The sequence below is a fragment of the Salegentibacter salegens genome (assembly GCF_900142975.1).
GTDB lineage: Bacteria > Bacteroidota > Bacteroidia > Flavobacteriales > Flavobacteriaceae > Salegentibacter > Salegentibacter salegens.
This window is the reverse complement of sequence record NZ_LT670848.1, coordinates 3,012,294-3,033,729: the sequence shown is the minus strand read 5'-3', so window position 1 is coordinate 3,033,729 and position 21,436 is coordinate 3,012,294. Positions and strand designations below refer to the sequence as shown.

At 37.2% G+C, this 21,436-nt stretch carries 19 protein-coding genes; 11 read left to right on the top strand and 8 right to left on the bottom strand.

What is annotated here, in order from left to right; all coding sequences use genetic code 11:
• Positions 1 to 105 precede the first annotated feature (105 nt).
• The 6 genes from tig to B5488_RS13575 all read right to left on the bottom strand — a co-directional run bounded on the left by tig (position 106) and on the right by B5488_RS13575 (position 6,365).
• On the bottom strand, positions 106 to 1,428 hold the full coding sequence (gene tig / locus B5488_RS13600) for a trigger factor (RefSeq protein WP_079735761.1): 1,323 nt from the start codon (positions 1,426 to 1,428) through the stop codon (positions 106 to 108).
• Between the two features lie 89 nt (positions 1,429 to 1,517).
• Positions 1,518 to 1,859 carry a phage holin family protein gene (locus B5488_RS13595; RefSeq protein ID WP_079735760.1) on the bottom strand — a complete coding sequence of 114 codons (342 nt, stop codon included), beginning with the start codon at positions 1,857 to 1,859 and terminating at the stop codon, positions 1,518 to 1,520.
• An 89-nt stretch (positions 1,860 to 1,948) separates the two neighbouring features.
• Positions 1,949 to 3,484 (bottom strand): SGNH/GDSL hydrolase family protein, encoded by a 1,536-nt coding sequence (locus B5488_RS13590; RefSeq protein ID WP_079735759.1) that lies wholly within the window; start codon positions 3,482 to 3,484, stop codon positions 1,949 to 1,951.
• Positions 3,485 to 3,494: 10 nt separating this feature from the next.
• Positions 3,495 to 4,742, bottom strand: coding sequence for an OmpP1/FadL family transporter (locus tag B5488_RS13585; protein ID WP_079735758.1), 1,248 nt, complete (start codon positions 4,740 to 4,742; stop codon positions 3,495 to 3,497).
• A gap of 119 nt (positions 4,743 to 4,861) precedes the next feature.
• Positions 4,862 to 5,626, bottom strand: a complete 765-nt coding sequence (locus B5488_RS13580) for an alpha/beta fold hydrolase (protein ID WP_079735757.1) — start codon at positions 5,624 to 5,626, stop codon at positions 4,862 to 4,864.
• 25 nt (positions 5,627 to 5,651) lie between these two features.
• Positions 5,652 to 6,365: a pyridoxine 5'-phosphate synthase gene (locus B5488_RS13575; protein ID WP_079735756.1), complete on the bottom strand. Its 714-nt coding sequence runs from the start codon at positions 6,363 to 6,365 to the stop codon at positions 5,652 to 5,654.
• Positions 6,366 to 6,455: 90 nt separating this feature from the next.
• Here B5488_RS13575 and B5488_RS13570 point away from each other — a divergent pair, with 90 nt between their 5' ends.
• The 8 genes from B5488_RS13570 to murI all read left to right on the top strand — a co-directional run bounded on the left by B5488_RS13570 (position 6,456) and on the right by murI (position 14,424).
• Positions 6,456 to 7,112, top strand: coding sequence for a CBS domain-containing protein (locus B5488_RS13570; protein ID WP_079735755.1), 657 nt, complete (start codon positions 6,456 to 6,458; stop codon positions 7,110 to 7,112).
• Positions 7,109 to 7,993 (top strand): NAD kinase, encoded by an 885-nt coding sequence (locus tag B5488_RS13565; protein WP_079735754.1) that lies wholly within the window; start codon positions 7,109 to 7,111, stop codon positions 7,991 to 7,993. Before B5488_RS13570 ends, B5488_RS13565 begins: the two co-directional genes overlap by 4 nt.
• A gap of 100 nt (positions 7,994 to 8,093) precedes the next feature.
• Complete coding sequence (gene porG, locus B5488_RS13560; RefSeq protein WP_079735753.1) at positions 8,094 to 8,798, top strand: type IX secretion system protein PorG; 705 nt, start codon at positions 8,094 to 8,096, stop codon at positions 8,796 to 8,798.
• A gap of 1 nt (position 8,799) precedes the next feature.
• A complete protein-coding gene (locus B5488_RS13555) occupies positions 8,800 to 9,540 on the top strand; it encodes an isoprenyl transferase (RefSeq protein WP_079735752.1) in 741 nt (246 codons plus the stop codon).
• Between the two features lie 7 nt (positions 9,541 to 9,547).
• Positions 9,548 to 12,166, top strand: a complete 2,619-nt coding sequence (gene bamA, locus B5488_RS13550) for an outer membrane protein assembly factor BamA (protein WP_172840002.1) — start codon at positions 9,548 to 9,550, stop codon at positions 12,164 to 12,166.
• Between the two features lie 33 nt (positions 12,167 to 12,199).
• The gene (locus tag B5488_RS13545; RefSeq protein ID WP_079735751.1) at positions 12,200 to 13,003 is read left to right on the top strand and encodes an OmpH family outer membrane protein; all 804 of its coding nucleotides are present in this window, start codon (positions 12,200 to 12,202) and stop codon (positions 13,001 to 13,003) included.
• A 43-nt stretch (positions 13,004 to 13,046) separates the two neighbouring features.
• Entirely contained in the window at positions 13,047 to 13,556 is a 510-nt protein-coding gene (locus B5488_RS13540; protein WP_075325679.1) for an OmpH family outer membrane protein, read from the top strand.
• A 70-nt stretch (positions 13,557 to 13,626) separates the two neighbouring features.
• Positions 13,627 to 14,424: a glutamate racemase gene (gene murI, locus B5488_RS13535; RefSeq protein WP_079735750.1), complete on the top strand. Its 798-nt coding sequence runs from the start codon at positions 13,627 to 13,629 to the stop codon at positions 14,422 to 14,424.
• Here the strand turns inward: murI and B5488_RS13530 are convergent.
• The gene (locus tag B5488_RS13530; protein WP_079735749.1) at positions 14,421 to 15,467 is read right to left on the bottom strand and encodes a PorP/SprF family type IX secretion system membrane protein; all 1,047 of its coding nucleotides are present in this window, start codon (positions 15,465 to 15,467) and stop codon (positions 14,421 to 14,423) included. The genes murI and B5488_RS13530 overlap by 4 nt on opposite strands.
• Positions 15,468 to 15,527: 60 nt before the next feature.
• Here B5488_RS13530 and B5488_RS13525 point away from each other — a divergent pair, with 60 nt between their 5' ends.
• Entirely contained in the window at positions 15,528 to 16,451 is a 924-nt protein-coding gene (locus tag B5488_RS13525) for a NifU family protein (protein ID WP_079735748.1), read from the top strand.
• Positions 16,452 to 16,463: 12 nt separating this feature from the next.
• Here the strand turns inward: B5488_RS13525 and B5488_RS13520 are convergent, their stop codons facing one another.
• On the bottom strand, positions 16,464 to 18,716 hold the full coding sequence (locus B5488_RS13520) for an inorganic phosphate transporter (protein WP_079736622.1): 2,253 nt from the start codon (positions 18,714 to 18,716) through the stop codon (positions 16,464 to 16,466).
• Between the two features lie 301 nt (positions 18,717 to 19,017).
• Here B5488_RS13520 and B5488_RS13515 point away from each other — a divergent pair, with 301 nt between their 5' ends.
• Positions 19,018 to 19,218: a dodecin family protein gene (locus tag B5488_RS13515; protein WP_079735747.1), complete on the top strand. Its 201-nt coding sequence runs from the start codon at positions 19,018 to 19,020 to the stop codon at positions 19,216 to 19,218.
• A gap of 131 nt (positions 19,219 to 19,349) precedes the next feature.
• Positions 19,350 to 21,392, top strand: a complete 2,043-nt coding sequence (locus B5488_RS13510; protein WP_079735746.1) for a thioredoxin domain-containing protein — start codon at positions 19,350 to 19,352, stop codon at positions 21,390 to 21,392.
• The last annotated feature ends 44 nt before the right edge of the window (positions 21,393 to 21,436 follow it).

Genomic DNA, 21,436 nt, shown 5'->3' with positions numbered 1-21,436 from the left:
ATTTTTCTGTTTTTAAGCTTTTTCTCTTAGCTGCCTTTTAAGTGAAAAGGCGTTAATCCAAATGGTTTAACGCCTTAAATATAAGTATAAATTTATAGAAAAAGCTTACTCGTATATCTCTTTCACAAATTCATCGTAAGTCACTTCCTTTTCTTCAAAAGACATTTTTTCTTTATAGAAATCAAGCAATTTCTCGTTCATTAATTGCTCTGACATTCTTTTAACCTCATCCTGGTTAGAAAGAATTCTTGCCGCGATATCGTCAAGTTCTTTATCTCCAGGATTCATTTGGCCAAACTGAGCCATTTGTTCTTTGATCTTTTCTTTCGCAAAAGCTTTAAGATCTTCAAACTCTACTGTAAGATTATTTTCGTTTACTATTTTACCTTCAATTAACTGGTAACGCAAACCTTCTTCGCTCTTTTCATATTCTTCTTTGGCTTCATCTTCGGTCATTGGCTTTTCACCTACCGTTTGAATCCACTTTTGAAGAAATTCCTTTGGAAGTTCAAATTTAGTTTGCTCAATAAGCTGCTTGGTCACATCGTTCATTAACTGCTGATCGCTCTGCTGCTTAAATTGCTTTGCTGCATCTTCCTTTATCTTTTCTTTAAGCTCGTCTTCACTGGTAACTTTACCTTCCCCAAAAAGCTTATCGAATAACTCCTGGTTAAGCTCAGCAAGTTCTCTATGACTTATTTCATTTACCGTAAACTCAACTTCAATATCAAGATCGTGGGCTTTATCGTGCTCTACATCTAAATGCTGAACAAGATCATGATCATCTTCAAAAAGACTTTTGGTCTTTAAAGTGATTACATCTCCAACTTTAGCTCCAACAAATTTATTTAGATTGCGTTTTCCCTTAATCTTTTCTAATTCAACTGAAGTGCTCTTCTCGATTCCTTCTTCTTCATTTTTGAAAGTTCCGGCAACGATATCTCCTTCTTCAGCTTCATCTTTAGAAGTTATTTTCCCATATTGTTTACGCATAGATTCAATCTGGCTATTCACCATTTTCTCGTCTGCAACAATATTATAATGAGTAACCGGCTTATCAAGATCAAGGTTTACCTCAAAATCTGGAGCCAAACCAAGTTCGAACTCAAAGCTATATTCTTCTTTATTCCAATCGAAGTTTTCCTGCTCCTTTGGAATAGGATTTCCAAGAACATCAAGTTTTTCTTCGGTAAGATATTTATTTAGGGAATCCTGTAAAAGTTTGTTTACTTCATCTACCAAAACAGCCTGCCCGTATTGTTTTTTTACCATCCCCATAGGCACGTGCCCTTTTCTAAAGCCGGGAATATTGGCGTTTTTACGGTAATCCTTTAAAATTTTATCAACTTTACCGGCATAGTCTTCTTTGGCGATATCTACTTTTACCACCGCATTCAATTCATCAATATTCTCTCTGGTAATATTCATCTTGACTTGTTATAAAAATTGGTGTGCAAAATTACACTTTTTTCCCAAGCTCGCAAAGTTTCAAATTATTGAATTTCAGCAATATTATGCTAATCTTTTCCCAACAAAGAAAACAGGAGTGATTGAAAGAGGGATAAAAGCAAACTAAAAAGCAGAGCGATAAAAAAGCCGCTAACTCCAAATCCTGAAACAAAAGCATCTGCCAGTAAGATAATTATTGCATTTATTACCAATAAAAATAAGCCCAGGGTTAGAATAGTAACCGGAAGGGTGAAAATTACTAAAATAGGTTTTACCAGTAAGTTTAAGATAGCCAGAACAATTGCCACAATTATTGCAGTTAAATAGCCTTCTACCTCAACACCCGGCAAAAATTTGGCAAGAACAACTACAGCTAATGCGGTAAGTAATATTCTTAGAATGAAATTCATAATATTTAGATTAGTTAGTTTCTGAAAAATACAAAAAACGCCGGGAAATCCCCCGGCGTTTTTATATTTGCAACAAAAAGTATGTGTTCTTATTGAACTTCGTTGTTATATGTCACTGTACCGTAGGATCCAACGTTAACTTCAGGCACATCTGCATTATACGTATTATTGATGGCTTCAATTATTCGGTTTGAAACTATTGCATTTCCTCGAGGTGTAAGGTGAATTCCATCTAGCGAAAAAGCTCCTCCAGTTACAAAATCTGAAGTTACAAATCCTCCATCAAAAGCGATTCCTTCTGTGGCTAGAGTATTTAGCATTGCATTGGCATCTACAAATGCAAGATCATTAGCCTGTGCCAACCCGGAAATAACCTGATTGTATCTATCAGTAGCATCTTTAATCAATTCCTGTTCTGCATTAGTCAAGACATGCTCATCTCCCAGAGGAACAGAAACACCGTTAATCATACTAGGATTATCTCCCACGGGAGTTCCAAGAATTCCTGAACTGGTTAAAGGAATAAGATCTGTTGGGGTAGCTTGTCTTAACTGACTTAATAAACCGGCTGTTTGCGGATCCAGGTTAAAAGGTGGACCCTGAATAGCCTGACCAATATTAGTAAGCGATTCATCTTGCAGCGTTACATAGTTTTGACCTTCAGCAAAATTAATTTGTCTTGCCTGAGCTTCTTCTGCAGTAATAAATCCAGCTTGAACCAGGCCTGGAAGAACCTGAGTATTATAGGCTGAAAACTGCTGATTAAGAGCGCCTGCAGTTGCCGCATCTAAAGGTATAGCATTAGCCGGAACTCTTGTAAAAAAAGGAACCGAAGCTACATCAGGAATATTGATAAGAACCCCACCACTTGCATTTGCAACTAAAGCCTGTACCATTTGACTATATATACTACCAAAAACATTCGGATCTGTAATATCATTCTCCCCATAAGTAGAAGGTTCCAAATTGTTTAATTGATATTCTCCAGTTCCACCAGATCTTGCATAACCAAGCACATCGTTGTTTCCTATCCATAAAGAAAAGAATGTTGGGGCTTGTGCAAGCGCATCTTCCATTACTGAAGCGTTTGGCGCAGATGCGAAACGAGCGAAATAAGGATTTGCAGTTCCTACAGCTACTCCCTGAATATTACCGTATCCGGCGGCACCTAAATGATAAGATTTAGCTCCCGGAACTCCCATATTACTAAACGGCCCCTGTTGTACATTTCCTACTTCAGTAGTTGGTTGCATTCCGGTATATACTCGTGGCAGTGTATCACCATCTACCACAGATAAAACCAATCTATTATTTGTAATTTGGGTACCTCCAGCTAAAAGTCCACCCGCATTATCGTTCATAAAAGGAATTCTAAACTCTTCAATATCCTGAGTCTTTTCAAATTGTTGTGAAAGAATGTTCGGATAAGAGTTTTCCTGCCCGGTAATATAAAGGGCATTATCTGCATAACCTGCGGTAAGGGAATTACCAAGCGCTACGTAGCGAGAAAAATCGGCTTCCCCGTTACTGTAAGCACCGGCTTCGTCTACCGGATTATCAAATTCTGGCTCGCAGGAAACAATTCCCAGCGCTAATATTGCTATATATTTAAAATACTGTTTCATCTTCTAAATTTTATAATTTGTAGGTTACACCAAGTCCCGGAATAAAGGCTGAAGTTTTATAAGTTCCCTCAAAAGGAACAGACTCTCCATTCTCGGTATAATAATCGTAAGATTCGTTTATCTCCTCATACCTATTGTACAGGAAGGCCGCATCTATAGAGAATTTATCATTTACGTGTAAAGAAAGTCCGCCGGTAAAACCGTGGGCGTCGTTTCTTGGAGTTTCAGGAGCAAAATAGCCTGATTGTACCGGAGATTCATCAAAATAATACCCAACTCTCAAGGTAACGGTTTCGTTTGCAAGATACTGCAATCCAAACCTGTAAGTAGAGGAATTTTTATAGTTTCTTGGATTATTAGAATCTGGGGTTGCATTTGCGAAATCTATATCCAGAGATTCGTACACATCCCAATATGTCATATTATAATCGAATGCAAAAAGCCATTTATCCAGAAGTTCATAAGAAAGACCTACCGAAAGTTCAGCAGGCATAGGCAATGCAGCATCAAATTGTGTATCCTGAAAAGAAGTTAAAGGAGAATTTGGGATATTTTGAAAATCGGCATCACCACCTTCAGCTTCAACCATAATTTCACTTCGGTAATTTATACCAAAACGTAAATCTTCCGTTGCGTTATACATTGCACTGGCAGACCACCCAAAGGCGCTTACACCGCTGGCATCTACCGTTACATTGGCACGGTTTCCGTCAATATCGGTTAAAGTACGGTTTAGGTTACGATTAAAGTTCACCGATCCATTTACATAGATAGGACCACCACCCACACTTAATTTATCTGAAATTTTTACTGCAGCTAAAGCCTGGATATAAATAGCCTGTAGATCTATAGTGTTTACCAAATGAGACCCGGCCCAATCGGCTGGCCATTCTACGCTACTACCATAAGGAGTATACGCAGCCAAACCTAATGTTAACCAGTCGTTTACACGGTAAGAACCGTAGGCATAAAAAGGAGTACCTACAGGACTATCGGTTTCAGAGTTAATTCCGAATTCTGAATTTTGGTATTTTACATTGGAAAAAACAGCACTGGCACCTGCTGCTAAATTTATCTTGTCTTCAAGATACACAAGCCCTGCGGGGTTAAAAAAAGCAAGTTCAGCATTGTTAACTACCGCAACACCGGTGTGGCCCATAGCTAGTGATCTTTGCCCCTGGAGACTCACCCTATACCCACCTGCATAAGTTACCGCAGCCATTAGACCAAAAAGGCCCAGGAAAAGTAATTTTCTCATAATTGATTTGGATTTTATTCTATACTAATAATTTATTATTCTCAAATTTAGCATAAATTACATATTACTCAACAAAAATGAACAATTTATTATGCACACATAATAAATTTAGAAGGATTTTAAAGAAAATCAACTATAGATTCATAGAATTCGGTCATTTTCTCAGCGTGAACCCAATGGCCGGCATTTGCAATTTCTTCAAATTTAACTTCAGGAAATTGTTTTTTAATTTCCTGTTTGTCTTTTTCTTTAATATAATTTGAATTTCCACCTTTTATAAAAAGCGTAGGACCGTTAAAGGTTTTATCCTGCGGAAGTGATTTGCCAACCTCTTCAATATTATTTTTTAAAGTTTCCAGGTTTACTTTTAGGCAGTAGGTACCTTCAGATTTACGATTTAGATTTTTCAGAAGAAAAAGTCGCACCGGTTTTTCTGAAATAAATTCTGAAAGTAATTTATCGGCTTCCTGTCTTGATTCCAAATTAGCCTCTTCTAAAGCAGTTAAACCATCTAATATTTGCTGATGGTGCGGTTCGTAATATTTAGGAGCAATATCTACCACAATAAGTTTTTCTACCAAATCGGGATATTCAGCCGCAGTAAGCATCGCCGTTTTTCCTCCCATAGAATGCCCCATTAAAATAATATTTGACAAAGAATTTTGCTCGCAATACTCTTTAATATCTTCAGCCATTAACGCATAGCTATGCTCCTTTGTATGCGGACTTTTCCCGTGATTACGTTGATCTATTAGGTGAACCTGAAAATTCTTTTCTTCAGCAAGTTTATTACCAATAGTTTTCCAGTTATCGCTCATTCCTAAAAAACCGTGAAGAATTAAAAGCGGTGTACCCTCTCCTATAATTATAGAATTTAATTTCATTGTTGTTTTTATTTCGAAAAATGAATTATTTCAATAGTTCAAGATATTTTTCAATAGTATTTTCCAGCCCCATATATAAAGCTTCGGCAATTAGCGCGTGGCCAATAGAAACTTCATCTAAATAAGGCACATTGTCTTTAAAATATTTAATATTATCTAAAGAAAGATCGTGCCCGGCATTAATTCCTAAACCTAATTGATGCGCTAAAGTTGCACATCTTTTATAGGGTTCTACACCGGTTTTATCACCTTCGGCATACTTTACCGCAAAAGCTTCGGTATATAATTCTATGCGATCTGTTCCTGTTCCTGCAGCTCCTTCAATCATTTTTTCATCGGGATCAACAAAAATAGAAGTGCGAATGCCATTATTCTTAAATTCCTGGATTATTTCCTGAAGAAATTCTTTGTTTTTAATAGTGTCCCACCCTACATTAGAAGTAATGGCATCTTCGGCATCTGGCACCAAAGTAACCTGTGCTGGTTGAGCTTCCAGCACCAAATTAATAAATTTCGCTACCGGATTTCCTTCAATATTAAATTCGGTTTTCACGATTGGTGAAAGGTCCCGCACATCCTGGTAAGTAATATGGCGCTCGTCTGGTCTTGGGTGCACGGTAATACCCTGCCCACCAAAAGATTCTATATTTTTAGCGGTTGCTACCACGTTGGGAATATTGCCGCCACGGGCATTTCTTAAAGTCGCAATTTTATTGATATTTACACTTAATTTCGTCATTTTATAAGCTTTTGTTTAACAAAAATACAAACTTGTAAATGCCCTAATGAATTTTATTTTAATTAATTTGCATAAAAAGGAAGCGACATCATGAACATGGAAGATTTTATAATTAACGATGTCTCAATAAGGCATTTTTCTGATAAAATTGGGGAAGTCCAGGACTTGTTCAATCAATTAACCTATTCGCATTTACCGGTAGAAAATAACGGTATTTATATGGGTTGTATTTCAGAAAACGATATTCGTTGCTTTGAAGCCGATAAAAGCCTGGAAGATTATCAATACGCTCTGGAAGGTTTCTTTGTAAGAAACACAGATTTTTGGTTAGATATTTTAGAACGTTTTGCTCAAAACAACACCAATATTCTTCCTGTTTTAGATGAAGAAAATATCTATTTGGGTTATGTAGAACTCAACGAAATTATTGCTTTATTTAACGAAACGCCTTTTTTAAGTGAAGCGGGAAATATTATTGTAATTCAAAAATCAATTAAAGATTATTCCTTTAGCGAAATCACCCAAATAACCGAATCTAATAACGCCAATATTCTTGGTATCTTTATTTCAAAAATTGAAAATGATGTTGCCCAGATTACCGTTAAATTAAGCCCTTCGGGGATAAATGAGATTATTCAATCTTTCCGCCGCTATGGGTACAAGATTATTTCAGAACACCGGGAAGACAATTTCAATAAAAATCTTAGAGACCGTTCTAAGTATTTAGATAAATATATGAATATATGAAAGTAGGCATCTACGGTCAGTTTTACCATACCAATGCCGGGATCTATATAGGGCAGCTTCTGGAATTACTGAAGCGCGAAAATATTAAAGTAGTAATTGAAGAAAATTTCCTGGAGCTAATTCATCTCAATAAAACTATAGATGAAAATTATTCCCACTTCACCACTTTTGAAGAATTAGATAACAGTTTTGACTTGTTTTTTTGCATTGGGGGAGATGGCACTATTTTAAAATCTATAAATTATATTAGGAATTTAGATATTCCAATTGTTGGCATTAATACTGGCCGATTAGGCTTTTTAGCTACAATCCAAAAAGAGGAAATTAAAGAATGCCTACAAAGTATTCTAGAGAAGAAATTCAGCATTTCCCGGCGCACTGTCTTAAATATTAGTACCAATCCACCTACCCACGACCCAATTTTTAGAAATATTGCTCTTAACGAAGTCGCCGTAAGTCGAAAGAACACTACCTCTATGATTACTGTAGACACCTGGCTAAACGATCAATATCTAAATTCGTACTGGGCAGATGGGCTAATTGTATCTACACCCACAGGCTCTACAGGTTATTCCCTTAGCTGTGGCGGTCCTGTTATTACGCCAGATGCCGGCTCTCTTATAATTACTCCCATCGCACCGCACAATTTAAATGCGCGGCCCTTAGTAATTAAAGACGATACTAAAATAACACTTCGGGTTTCGGGGCGGGAAGAATCACATTTAGTTTCTATGGATTCCCGAATTGCAACCCTGGAAAATGATACCGAAATCATTATAGAAAAAGCACCCTACGCAATAAATCTTGTTGAACTTAAAGGCGATAGTTTCCTTCACACCCTTAGAAAAAAGTTAATGTGGGGTGAGGATAAGCGCAACTAAGCAATAAATGATTTTAAAAACTGTTTAAGAATATGTACAAACTTGCTCAAATTATTGTGGAGCAAACATAATTGTTATATTTGCAAACTTTTGAAAGCCTATGAGGTACCTATTAGTTTTTGTATTCATGCTTGTTTTTGCTCCAAAAACAAATTCCCAAACATTTGAAGTAGGACCATATATTGGTGGCGCTAATTATATAGGAGATGTAGGGAGAACCAATTTTGTACTACCCAGCGGGTTGGTTGGTGGCGCACTGCTTAAATGGAATCGCAGCCCACGGCATGCCTTTAGATTTTCCCTTTTATATGCTGAAATAAGCGCCGATGATGCAAATTCTAATGACCCCCGAAGATTAAATAGAGGCTACTCATTTAACAATACTATTGCAGAAGCTTCTTTAGGGATAGAGTATAATTTTTGGAGTTTTGATCTTCACGAAGGTCATCCCCAAAGTACACCATATCTATATACAGGTATAACTTACTTTAGGGCAGATCATTTAGTTTTAGATGCTCCTTTCCCTAATGGCCAACTGGAAAACCAGGGCGCAAACTGGGATTTTGCAATTCCGGTGGTCTTTGGTTACAAAGAAAGCATTACCACGCATATTGTAGGTGCTTTAGAATTAGGAGTACGGTATACATTTACCGATAATTTAGACGGAAGCTGGCCCGAAGAAGTTTTTGGGGATAGAATGCCTAATAAAGAATTTGGGAACCGAAACACCAACGACTGGTATGTTTTTACAGCGGTGAATTTTACCTTTTCCTGGGGTAGAGAACCTTGCTACAGTAGATTTTAATATGGATTATAAAGAAAACATAGATCTTAAGAAACTACCCAAACACATTGCCATAATTATGGATGGTAATGGGCGTTGGGCCAGGCAAAAAGGCTTTCTTAGAGCCGCAGGGCACGAAGAAGGTACCGCAGCGGTAAGAGATGTTGTAGAAGCTTCAGCCGAAATTGGTATAGAATACCTCACCCTCTATGCTTTTTCTACAGAAAACTGGAAGCGTCCAAAATTAGAAGTAGATACTTTAATGCGTTTATTGGTTTCCTCGTTAAAAAAGGAAATTAAAACACTGCAGGATAATAATATTAGATTAAACGCTATAGGAAATCTAAATACACTTCCAAAAAAAGTTTTTAGAGAACTTCACGAAGTTATAGAGAAAACTAAAACCAACGACCGTATGGTGCTTAACCTTGCACTAAGTTACGGATCGCGGGAAGAGTTAAGCTCTGCAATACGCGAAATTAGCCTGAAAGTTAAAAATAATGAAATAAGCGCCGATGCTATTGATGAATCGGTTATAAATCAGCATCTTTACACCCGAAATTTTCCGGAGGTGGATTTACTAATCAGAACCAGCGGAGAACAACGTATAAGCAACTTCCTATTATGGCAAATTGCTTATGCAGAATTATATTTTACAAAAATCTTATGGCCAGATTTTAGAAAAGAAAATCTTTTTGAAGCCATTTACAATTATCAAAATAGAGAACGACGATTTGGAAAAACCAGTGAGCAACTCAGTTAGCGCATTCATGACGAAGAAAGTATTTACCCTTCTGGCAGTAGCATGCAGTTTAATTTTTAGCATTTCTTCACAAGCTCAGGGCTTACCATTAGCAGATGGCAAAAAATATATAATTGGAGATATAAAAGTTACAGGGACCGTTAGTTTTAACGAGCAAACCGTAATTGCTTATACCGGCCTCAAAAAAGGGGAAGAAATCTATATTCCCGGAGATAAAATTAGCAGTGTGATCAATAAACTATGGGATATTGATCAATTTAGCGATATTAATTTTTATATAACCCAGGTAAGAGATGGTAATATAGCCGATCTTGAAATTGAGATCCAGGAAGTTCCAAAACTTAATAAAGTTCAGGTTACCGGACTTAAAAAACGGGAAAAGGAAGAAATAATTAAGGAAAACAAACTTAGGACAGGCGCTAAAGTCTCCGAAAACCTTATCACAACTACCAGAAATTACATTGAAAATAAATATCGAAAAGAAGGATATTTTAATGCCAGCGCGAAAATAAGTACCAGCGAAGTTACCGATACTACGGCAAATACTAACCTGGTAAATATGCTTGTTGATATAGACCAGGGTGATCGTGTAAAAATTGCTGATATAAACTTTTCTGGCAACGAAAAATTTTCAAACTGGAAGCTTAAAAGGGCAATGAAAAACACCAAACAAAAGAATTTTTTCCGCTTTTGGAAAAGATCAAAATTTGTTAGGGCAGATTACCAGGAAGACAAAGAAAACCTTATAGATAAATATAAGGAAAGCGGTTATAGAGATGCCAGGATTGTCACAGATTCTCTTGTTGAAGTTGATGACAAAACCATAGCCTTAAACCTTAAAGTGGAAGAAGGAGATCAATATTATATAGGAAACATAGATTATCTTGGAAATTCGGTTTATACCGATGCCCAATTACAACGTGCTTTAGGAATAAACAAAGGCGATGTGTATAACGGGGTACTCTTAGATGAGCGAATTGCCGATGAAACCAAACCAGACGGGGAAGATCTTTCTAATTTATATAAAAACAACGGTTACTTATTTTCTACCATTAACCTTGTAGAAACTAACGTTTATAATGACACGATAGATTTTGAAATACGAATTGTAGAAGGAAAAGAAGCTTATTTCAATAATATTAGTGTAACCGGAAATGACAAAACAAAAGATCACGTTATTTATCGTGAATTAAGAACAAAACCGGGGCAAAAATATAGCCAGGAAGATGTTGTAAATACTGTAAGAGAACTTGGGCAACTTGGTTTCTTTGATGCAGAGCAGCTTGAACCAAAATTTGTAGATCCAGATCCACAAGCAGGTACTTTAGATCTCGAATATTCTGTAGTAGAAGCAGGTGCCAGCCAAATAGAACTACAAGGTGGTTACGGTGGCGGTGGCTTTATTGGTACTTTAGGACTTTCTTTTAACAACTTCTCTTTATCGGGAATTTTTGATAAAGAAGCCTATAAGCCAGTACCAATGGGAGACGGTCAAACCCTTTCTCTAAGAGCACAAGCAAGTACCTTTTATCAAACTTATAGCCTGTCTTTTCAAGAACCATGGTTAGGAGGTAAAAAACCGGTAAGTTTACAAACCTCTTTCTCTTACACAAGGCAGTTTTTATTCGATTATATAAACAGGCAGGCTGATAGAAGTAGAAGTTTTGATATCCTTGGAATAAACGTAGGTTTAGCAAAACGTTTAACGGTACCAGATCCTTATATGACGGTATCTCATTCTGTAGGTTTTCAACGTTATAACCTAAATAATTACAACACCGGCCTATTTACTTTTGGTGATGGTCACTCCAATAACTTCACCTATACTTTTGGTCTTACAAGAGATAACACTTATGTAAACCCAATTTTCCCAATGGGAGGTTCTAAATTTAAACTTACTGCAAAGTTCACCCCTCCTTATTCTTTATGGAATGGTGTAGATTATGCTAACCTAGCTGAACAAAGAGAATACCAACTGGAAGATGACAACGGGAATCTTATAGACCAGCAAGGCAACAGAGTAACTCCTGAAAATGCAGTTGGTGACCAGCGTCTAATAGATCAGAAGAAATTTAACTGGTTAGAATTCTATAAAGTTAAGTTTAGTGGAGAATGGTTTACTCAAATTTACGATAAACTTGTATTAAGAACCAATGCAGAATATGGGTTCCTTGGAGCCTATAACAGCGATCGTGGCGTTCCTCCTTTTGAAAGATTCTTTCTTGGCGGTGATGGCCTTGGAGCATTTAGTTTAGATGGCAGGGAGACCGTACAGTTAAGAGGTTATCCAAACCAATCTGTAGTTCCACTAGACCGTCCTGCAGGAGTTAATGACGATGGTGCTACCATTTATAACAAATACTCTTTAGAACTTAGATATCCTATTACCTTAAAACCTTCAGCATCTATTTATGCCCTTACCTTCTTAGAAGCAGGTGCATCCTACGATAATTTTAGAGATTTTAATCCTTTCCAAGTTAATAGATCGGCCGGTGCAGGTTTAAGAATCTTTATGCCAGCCTTTGGTTTACTTGGTATTGACTTTGGTTATGGGTTTGATCCAATTGGTGGACAACCTGGGGCCAACGGTTGGGAAACGCATTTCATTATCGGACAGCAATTTTAATTTGGCACGATATTTTCTATATTCGATTTAAGTATGCTTAAAAAAACATTTTTATTCACACTTTTTATTTTTATTGGATTCGGGGCAAGCGCTCAAAAGCCAATAAACATAGGCTTTGTGGATATGGAATATATCCTTGAAAATGTGCCCGAATATCAGCAAGCTTCAACTCAATTAGACCAGAGAGTTAAAGAATGGCAAAATGAAATTGAGCAAAAGCGCAAAGAAATTAGTGAAATGAAAACCAGCCTGCAAAATGAACGCGCACTACTTACTCCTGAACTTATTGAAGAACGGGAAGAAGAGATCGCTTATCAACAAGAACAGGCTACAAATTACGAACAGAAACGTTTTGGCCCGAAAGGTGATTATATGATTCAGAAGAGGCAATTAATAAAGCCAATCCAGGATCAGGTTTTTAACGCCTTGCAGGAAATAGGTGAAACAAGGGATTTCGATTTTATATTTGATAGGAATGCTGAATCGGGTATGTTATTTGCAAAAAAACGTTTTGACCTAAGTGACCAGGTTCTAAGAAGTATTAACAGAGCTTCTAACCGGAAACAAATTGAAACAAAACAGGAAGAAAGAGAACTTGAAATGGCAGAAGCCCGCACGGCTGAAGAAGATGAAGAATTAAGCCAGCGAGAACAAGCCGTCCAGGATCGTAAAAGCGAACGAGAAGCCTTAATAGAAGAAAGAAAAAGAAAACAGGACTCTATTAAAGATGCAAGACAAAAAGCTTTTGAAGAACGCCGGGAAAGAATTTTAAAGGAAAGACAACAAAAAAGAGATTCTATAGAAGCAGCCCGCGCAAGAAAAGACACCATAAACTAAATAATTTTAAACCTTAATACTTAAACAATTAATATCAATTAAAATGAAACAATTCAGAACACTTTTTATAGCCCTTGCATTAACCATAGGAGCTACTGCATTTACAAACGCACAAAGCAAAGTTGCACACATTGCAACCCAGGAGCTGGTAGAAACTATGCCTGCTTATAAAGATGCGATGTCTCAACTTGAAAAGTTAGAGAAAACTTATGATGCCGAGATTAAAGACATGCTTACTGAAGCTCAAAACACTATGCAACGTTACCAATCTGAAGCTGAAACAGTAACAGAAGAAGAAAATGCAAAAAGAGCAAGTGAACTTCAGGCAACTGAAAGAAGAATCCAGGAGCACAGCCAGAGAGCTCGTCAGGAACTTCAAAAGAAAGAAAACGATCTAATTAGACCGGTAATTGAGAAAGCTCGTGAAGCTATCCAAAAAGTAGCCAGAGAACAAGGATTTGATTATGTACTTGACTCTACTACAGGAACAGGAGTAATTCTTGCCGATGGCAAAGATCTTATGACTGATGTAAAAGCTGAATTGGGAATGTAATATTCACCCAATACATAAATAAAGATTAAAAACTGCGCCCTTTCCAGGCGCAGTTTTTATTTTTGTATCAATGAGTAATTTGCAACCCATAGGTATTTTTGATTCTGGTGTAGGTGGAACTTCTATTTGGAGAGAAATTCACGAGCTCCTTCCAAACGAAAAAACAATCTATCTCGCCGATAGTAAAAATGCTCCCTACGGTGAAAAACCTGTTGAAGAAATTAAAAATTTAAGTCGAAAAAACACGGAAAAGTTACTGGATATGGGCGCCAAAATTATTGTGGTTGCCTGTAATACTGCTACCACAAATGCAATTAAAGATCTACGTAACGAGTATGCCATCCCTTTTATTGGGATTGAACCCGCAATTAAACCGGCTGCTTTAAATTCTAAATCAAAAACCATAGGAATACTTGCCACACGAGGAACTTTAACCAGCACGCTTTTTTCCCAAACTTCAGATTTTTATGCAAGAAACATCAATGTAGTTGAAGTTGAAGGTAGGGGCCTGGTAGAACTTATTGAAGCAGGAGAATTAGATTCCCCGCAAATGAGAAGCCACTTACTTAAACTCCTGGAACCGTTTTTAGTAAATAAAATAGATTACCTCGTGCTGGGCTGCAGCCACTATCCATACCTTATTCCTATTTTGAAAGAATTATTACCAAAAGAAGTGGTGATTATAGATTCTGGGGAAGCGGTGGCCAGGCAAACCAAATCTATTCTAAATGAGAATAATTTATTGCTGAAGGAAGCACCACTACAAACGCCTATCCCCGAGTTTTTTAGCAATACAAATCCAAAAGTTCTGGAGAATTTAACCGAAGCTGTTCAAAATGCTTATCAAGTTTCTTACCTGGATTTCTAATTAATGGCCGGGCATTTACAATCCCAACGCCCTCTGCTCTTTCCAAAATCGTATCCAATAGTGATTTGATGAAAACCGTTATTACTCAAAACCACAGAGTTAAACTGGTAACTAAAAGTATAACCAAACATAAAATTCTTGTAGTCTAAACCAACAAAAGGAGTAATATAGCGCAGCTGCTGACTTTCAACTTCGTTGCCTTCAGTAGTATATTCGGTACCTTCAAAACTGTTCCGATAAGAAAGTCCGCCCCATACCTGACCAAAATCTACATTTCGATAAACCTTCATATTTAAATCAATATTCATCTCGTTGGTTGCTTCCCTAAGTTGATATAAAATAGAGGGCTCATAACTCCATTCGTTGTTATTATCAAAAACATAACCTGTAGAGAATAAATATTTTCGTTGATTGCTGGGCACAGCATCAGAATAGAATAGCTCCCGTTTTATCGAGATAATGTTTTTTGCCGCCAAATGGGCATAAAAATCCAGGTAGTAATAAGACATCCCAATATCCATATTTCCAAAAAAGTCTGATTCATTACTTGCGTTTACATTAGGATCAAATTCTGTAAAACCACTTTGATCTAACCTGTGTTGAACAATCCCCGCACTTATTCCAAAAGAAAGTTGATTCAGGTCTAATTCACTTCTGGAAAAAAGTAAATGATAAGCAACTGTCCCATAGGTACCAATCTTAGAAAAATTCCCGTTTTTGTCGTTAAAAACAATACCTCCAACACCAAGTTTGTCGCCTAGCCTACCATTTACTGCCAGTGTTTGTAAGCTGGGTGCATTATCTACGTCAAACCATTGCTGCCTGGCGGTAAGTCTTATTTGGTTCCTGTTCGCCGCACCGGCCATTGAGGGATGAATAAGAAAAAGGTTATCGGTTAGGTAATCTGAATAAATAGGGATTACTTCCTGAGCTTTTGCTGAAGCTCCCGATAAGAAACCAAAAAATATTATAAAAATACATTTTACAGCCTGCGAAATTTGCCTAGCTTTAAAACACTTGATAAATAAAATTCTAATCCCCATAAGAAAAGTAAAGATATAGATTAACTAAGTTTTCTTTAGTACTTTTGCAAAAAAATTGATATGAGCAATTTCACCATAAATATACAAGCCACAAATAAACCGGGAATCATAAAATTTGAAACCAACAAATTTCTTACCCGGCACGAAAATTACGAATTTAATAATATAGATGAAGCGGCTAAATCTCCGTTGGCCCAGCAGTTATTTTATTTGCCCTTTGTAAAAACGATTTATATCGCCCAAAATTTCATCGCGATAGAAAAATATGATATCGTGGAGTGGGATGAGGTGCAGGAAGAAGTTGCCGCTCAAATAGAGGAGTTTTTGAACAAAGACGGCATAGTAATTAAGGAAGACGCCGATATACCAAAAAATGTTCCGGTTACGGTTTATGCTGAAAGCACTCCAAACCCGGGAGTAATGAAGTTTGTCGCCAATAAAAAGCTGGTTTTAAAAACTGCCGAATTTAAAAATATAGATGAAGCTAAAGATGCGCCGCTCGCGCAACAGCTCTTTCATTTCCCTTTTGTAAAAGCCGTTTTTATAGATTCAAATTATGTTTCTATTCACAAGTATGATGTGGCCCAATGGGAAGAAATTACCATAGAACTAAGGGAATTTATTACCAATTACCTGCAAGACGGGAAGGAGGTTCTAAAAGCAGAAGCTTCGGTACCCCAACAAACTGAATCAGCGAACCACCCTGCTAATCCCGAGGTAAGTCAGGAAATTAAAGACCTGGACGACACTTCAAAACAGGTAATCGCCATTCTGGATGAATACATTAAACCCGCTGTTGCCAGCGACGGGGGAAATATTGTTTTTGATTCCTATAATTCTGAAAACAAAACCGTAAAAGTGATCCTCCAGGGAGCTTGCAGCGGTTGCCCTTCTTCTACAATGACGCTTAAAAGCGGAATTGAAACGATGTTAAGGGATATGCTTCGGGGAAAAGTAGACTACGTTGAAGCAGTAAACGGATAAATCTTAAAACTGCTAAAGCGTGGTTTTAGCTTCCACATAAAATTCACGGAATAACTGAATTAGATTAAGCGTAGAGGAAATAAGGTCTTTAGATTCCAGTAGAAGCCCAAAGTAAAGTTTGGTGTTTTTAGGACTGCTTTCTGAAGTCCTTATGCGTTTAATTTGTTTCTCTATCATTTCTGAAACCATATCAAGCAATTGCTGCTTTTCAGCAAGAATATCGTCTAGACGCTCAAAGTCGTGCTCATCAAAAGTGTATTTTATCTCTTCAAATAATTCCTGCAGTTTCTTATCAATCTTTTTCAGATCCCTAATTTGATTAAATTTCAGATTCTTATGATTGTTATTAACGTGCTCAAAAGAGTTCCTGGTGATGTATCGGGTAGAATTTACCATTTCCTGCAAATAATCCAGCAAATGAATATAAAAACGACTCGCTGCTACTGAATCTTCATCTAGCGACTTTATAAAGTAATAGATATTTCCTTTTAGGTCGTCTATTTCTTTCTCAAGCTCACCCACCTTTTTATTGTTCTTTTTTAGTTTCCCAAGATCGTGGTAACCCAGGTTATCTACGGTTTTGGTATAACGCTTTCTAATCCCCGAAATCACCTGCGAGATATTTACCGAACTCTCGACAGTAATTTCATTTATGGTGATAATATCGGTGCGTTTGTATCTTTTCTGGCGCTTACCGGCCTTAGCTTTTTTAGCGTGTGAAAGCGTGTTTCTAACAATAAAAAAGGCAGTAATACAAACGAGGATAGCGATAGCGATTAGCCCTCCAAAATAGATTATCGCTGCAAAAACTGCCGCGCCTAAAAAAGCTACGAAAGCGGTAACGAACCAGCCGCCAATAACATTAAGAACACCGGCCACCCTGTAAACAGCGCTTTCCTGGTTCCAGGCCCTATCGGCCAAAGACGTACCCATAGCCACCATAAATGTCACGTAGGTAGTAGAAAGAGGCAATTGTAAATTAGTTCCCATGGAAATTAAAATACTGGCCACTACCAAATTCACAGAAGCCCTCACCAAATCGAATGCCGGTGGTGCAATTTCCCTTCCCGAAGTTTTTGTATTAGGAGTTTCAAATTGGCTATTTATTTTTTTTCTAAAGTTTTTAGGAATAACATCTGAAACCGCCGCACCAAAAATAATTGAATATCTAACTATGGTTCGGGATAAATAGGTAGCTCCAAAACGTTCTGAACCTTCATTTTGCCTGGATAATTTTACGCCGGTATCAACAACAGCCTGAGCTTTTCCTGAAAACCAAATGGTAAGCACCATAACACCTCCAGCAAAAATCAATATAATTTCGGGTGTGGGAACACTTCCGGCGAGATCGCTCATTAATAATTCAGAAGCCGCCACTCCAGAAGCACTCCAAATCTCGTAAGATTGCCAGGCGGCAATAGGCACCCCAATAAAGTTCACCAAATCGTTTCCTGCAAAGGCGAGAGCCAGCGCAAACGTACCTACAATAACAATAATTTTAAGAATATTAACCTTAAAAAAACTTATTAAAACCTTAGAGAGAATGGTAAAACCAAGGAGGCTAAAAATAATGATTTGTATGCGGTTATCATTTACATTTTCTACAAAATGATTAGATACAAAAGCCATACTTTTCAGGCCGTTAATAAGTATAAAATAGAAGATTGCGGCAAGGGAAACCCCGCCAAAAATAGCTCCGGTATACTTCAGCCTTTTTTCATACTTAAAAGAAAGCACCAGGCGCGAAAAATACTGGACCACCGCGCCCGCTATAAAAGCAATGCCAATGGCCAGCAAGATGCCAAAAATAACTTCAGAAGCCTTCTCAACATTTATAAAATTGGCCAGATGCGAAATATCATTCGTAGTATTAAAAATCTTGATTAGGGAAATACTTACCGCTGCGCCCAGTAATTCAAACATAATAGACACAGTAGTAGAAGTAGGCAACCCCATGGAATTAAAGAAATCCAGCAACAAAACATCAGTTAGCATTACCGCCAGGAATATAATCATGATCTCTTCGAAGTAAAATTCCTGCGGAAGAAAAATTCCTTTTCGGGCTACTTCCATCAATCCGCTGGAAAATATGGCGCCTACCGCAACTCCAAGGCTCGCAATAATTAAGATAGAACGCAGAGAAACTGCTTTGGAACCAACAGCAGAATTCAGGAAATTAATGGCATCGTTACTCACCCCAACCACCAAATCTGTAATGGCCAGAATAAATAAGAGTACCAGAATAATTAGGTAAACATCCTGCATATAAAAATAGAAACCTTTAACCGGCAAAATTCAGAGAATTTTTCCTAATAAAGCCTTTTTAAAGGTTATTAAAACTTTAATTAAATCGCAGCTATCTAGTGCATAAATTTCCTGTTCTATCGCTTATTGAATTTAAAAAAATCAAATCAATTAAGCCGACTTGTCTCGACTGAATAATTGACGAAACTCCCAGATTGTTAACTAGTGAAATCCCCTACTTTTAAATCACAGCCTATTTCCGAAGGGATTTTTGGTATTTTTAGACTTAATTTAATTGTAACACAATAAAAACCAATCTATTATGTCTATTGTAAAAGTAATTGAGATTTTGGCGAATTCTACCGAAAGCTGGGAAGATGCTACAAAAAAAGCAGTGAAACACGCCGCGAAAACTGTAAAAAATATAAAATCAGTTTATGTTAAAGAACAAAGCGCACTTGTGAATGGAGAAAACATTACCGAATTTAGGGTTAATGTAAAAATCTCTTTTGAAATTAGTTAGCATTTAATGCTAATAATTTACAAGAGGTTGTTTGAAAAGTATAGTTTCATCAAGCTGTCCCGAAGCGTCGGGACAGGAGGACGATCTTAAGAACTTTTCATACAATCTCTTTTTAGTTTAAAAACACCAAGATGTCAGCAGCAAAATTTACCAATAGCCTTATTAATGAGACTAGCCCTTACCTTTTACAACACGCACATAATCCCGTAAACTGGAAGGCCTGGAATTCCCAAACTTTAAAAAAAGCTCGCGAAGAAGATAAACTTCTACTTATTAGCGTTGGCTATTCTGCCTGCCACTGGTGCCACGTGATGGAGCACGAAAGTTTTGAAGATGAAAACGTAGCCGAAATTATGAACGAGCACTTTATAAATATTAAGGTAGATAGGGAAGAACGTCCAGATATAGACCAGGTTTATATGAACGCGGTGCAGGTAATGACCGGCGCCGGCGGTTGGCCTATGAATATTGTTGCCCTACCCGATGGCCGGCCGGTTTGGGGAGGCACCTATTTTAGAAAAGAACAATGGAAGGACGCTTTAAAAAAACTTTCGGGGCTTTATCAAACCAAGCCAGGCGATATGAAAGAATACGCCTCAAGGCTTGAAGAAGGACTTCAGCAATTGCAGCTCATTGACACTCCTGAAGACGAAACTCCCTTCACCACTGATTTTTTACATGAAATCCTTGAAAAATGGAAAAAAGGATTAGACAGGAAAAACGGGGGTTCGCAGGGTGCGCCTAAATTTATGCTTCCGGTGAACCAGGGATTTTTATTAAGGTATGCCGTTCAAAAAAGAGATAAGGAACTGCTAGAGCATTCCCTGCGCAGTCTTAATAAAATCTCCTACGGCGGCGTTTTTGATCATATAGGCGGCGGATTTTCCCGTTATTCGGTAGATGAACGTTGGCACGTGCCTCACTTTGAAAAAATGCTTTATGACAATGCCCAACTGGTAAGTCTTTACAGCAAAGCCTTTGCATTCACAAAAGACAGCTGGTACAAAGAAGTGGTTTTTAAAACCCTTGATTTTGTAAATGAAGAACTCAGCGATGCTTCGGGTGCGTTTTACTCGGCTTTGGATGCCGATAGTGAAGATGAAACTGGAAATAAAACCGAAGGCGCGTATTATGTTTGGAAAAAAGACAATTTACAAGATTTATTACATGAAGATTTTTCAATTTTTGAAGCATATTACAACATCAATTCCTTCGGAAAATGGGAGGAGAATAATTATGTGCTTATTCGGTCTAAAAGTGATGACACGATTGCAGAGGAATTTAATCTTAGCCTTTCAGATTTACAATCAAAGAAAAAGCATTGGATAAAAAAATTAAAAAATGAGCGTGAAAACAGGACAAAACCGGGGCTGGATGATAAAAGTTTAACCTCCTGGAATGCACTAATGCTAAATGGCTATGTAGATGCTTATAAAGCTTTTGGTGCGCCAGAATTCTTAGAAAAGGCTTTTAAAAATGCAGCATTTCTTCAAAAACATCAATTCAAGAAAGATTTTCGGCTTTGGCACAATTATAAAAACGGAAAAAGCTCCATAAATGCCTACCTGGAAGATTATGTATTTTGCACCGAAGCTTTTATGAATTTATACGAAGCTACTTTTGAAGAAAAATGGCTGGAAATTGCAGAGAAATTAATTTTGGTTTGCCTTGAAGATTTTCAGGATAAAAAAACCGGATTATTTTATTTCACTTCCTCAAAAGATAAAGCGCTAATCACCAGAAATTATGAACTAAACGACAATGTGATGCCGGCTTCAAACTCGGTAATGGCTAAAAATCTATTTAAGATTTCCAAAATAACCGGTAACCAAAAATATTACGATCTAGCAGCCAAAATGCTAAAAACGCTTACGCCACAAATAAAGACCTATCCGCAGTCTTACGCCAACTGGCTTGATTTGATGCTCAATTATACTGAAACCTTTTATGAAGTTGCCATTACCGGAAAAAAAATTATTTCGATAAGGAAAGAACTACAACAGCAATTCTTTCCACACACTGTTTTTGCTGGTAGTACCAATGTTTCAGAAATTTCACTCTTAAAGAATAGGTTTAAAGAAGGTAAGGATTTAATTTATATCTGCAGTGACGGAAAATGTGATCTACCCCTAAATTCTGTAGAAGATTCTGTTGAAAAAATAAAACAGTTTTAAAAAAAATTAACAGGAAACTTTCCGATAAATTAAAAAAAAATAGT

Excerpts from the sequence above, each read along its gene's own strand:
- B5488_RS13520 (WP_079736622.1), bottom strand. The coding sequence starts at position 18,716 with ATGCAGGATGTTTACCTAATTATTCTGGTACTCTTATTTATTCTGGCC.
- bamA (WP_172840002.1), top strand. The coding sequence starts at position 9,548 with ATGACGAAGAAAGTATTTACCCTTCTGGCAGTAGCATGCAGTTTAATT.
- B5488_RS13575 (WP_079735756.1), bottom strand. The coding sequence starts at position 6,365 with ATGACGAAATTAAGTGTAAATATCAATAAAATTGCGACTTTAAGAAAT.
- B5488_RS13510 (WP_079735746.1), top strand. The coding sequence starts at position 19,350 with ATGTCAGCAGCAAAATTTACCAATAGCCTTATTAATGAGACTAGCCCT.
- porG (WP_079735753.1), top strand. The coding sequence starts at position 8,094 with ATGAGGTACCTATTAGTTTTTGTATTCATGCTTGTTTTTGCTCCAAAA.
- B5488_RS13590 (WP_079735759.1), bottom strand. The coding sequence starts at position 3,484 with ATGAAACAGTATTTTAAATATATAGCAATATTAGCGCTGGGAATTGTT.
- B5488_RS13580 (WP_079735757.1), bottom strand. The coding sequence starts at position 5,626 with ATGAAATTAAATTCTATAATTATAGGAGAGGGTACACCGCTTTTAATT.
- B5488_RS13545 (WP_079735751.1), top strand. The coding sequence starts at position 12,200 with ATGCTTAAAAAAACATTTTTATTCACACTTTTTATTTTTATTGGATTC.
- B5488_RS13525 (WP_079735748.1), top strand. The coding sequence starts at position 15,528 with ATGAGCAATTTCACCATAAATATACAAGCCACAAATAAACCGGGAATC.
- B5488_RS13530 (WP_079735749.1), bottom strand. The coding sequence starts at position 15,467 with ATGGGGATTAGAATTTTATTTATCAAGTGTTTTAAAGCTAGGCAAATT.
- B5488_RS13565 (WP_079735754.1), top strand. The coding sequence starts at position 7,109 with ATGAAAGTAGGCATCTACGGTCAGTTTTACCATACCAATGCCGGGATC.
- B5488_RS13540 (WP_075325679.1), top strand. The coding sequence starts at position 13,047 with ATGAAACAATTCAGAACACTTTTTATAGCCCTTGCATTAACCATAGGA.
- murI (WP_079735750.1), top strand. The coding sequence starts at position 13,627 with ATGAGTAATTTGCAACCCATAGGTATTTTTGATTCTGGTGTAGGTGGA.
- B5488_RS13570 (WP_079735755.1), top strand. The coding sequence starts at position 6,456 with ATGAACATGGAAGATTTTATAATTAACGATGTCTCAATAAGGCATTTT.
- B5488_RS13515 (WP_079735747.1), top strand. The coding sequence starts at position 19,018 with ATGTCTATTGTAAAAGTAATTGAGATTTTGGCGAATTCTACCGAAAGC.
- B5488_RS13585 (WP_079735758.1), bottom strand. The coding sequence starts at position 4,742 with ATGAGAAAATTACTTTTCCTGGGCCTTTTTGGTCTAATGGCTGCGGTA.
- B5488_RS13595 (WP_079735760.1), bottom strand. The coding sequence starts at position 1,859 with ATGAATTTCATTCTAAGAATATTACTTACCGCATTAGCTGTAGTTGTT.
- tig (WP_079735761.1), bottom strand. The coding sequence starts at position 1,428 with ATGAATATTACCAGAGAGAATATTGATGAATTGAATGCGGTGGTAAAA.
- B5488_RS13555 (WP_079735752.1), top strand. The coding sequence starts at position 8,800 with ATGGATTATAAAGAAAACATAGATCTTAAGAAACTACCCAAACACATT.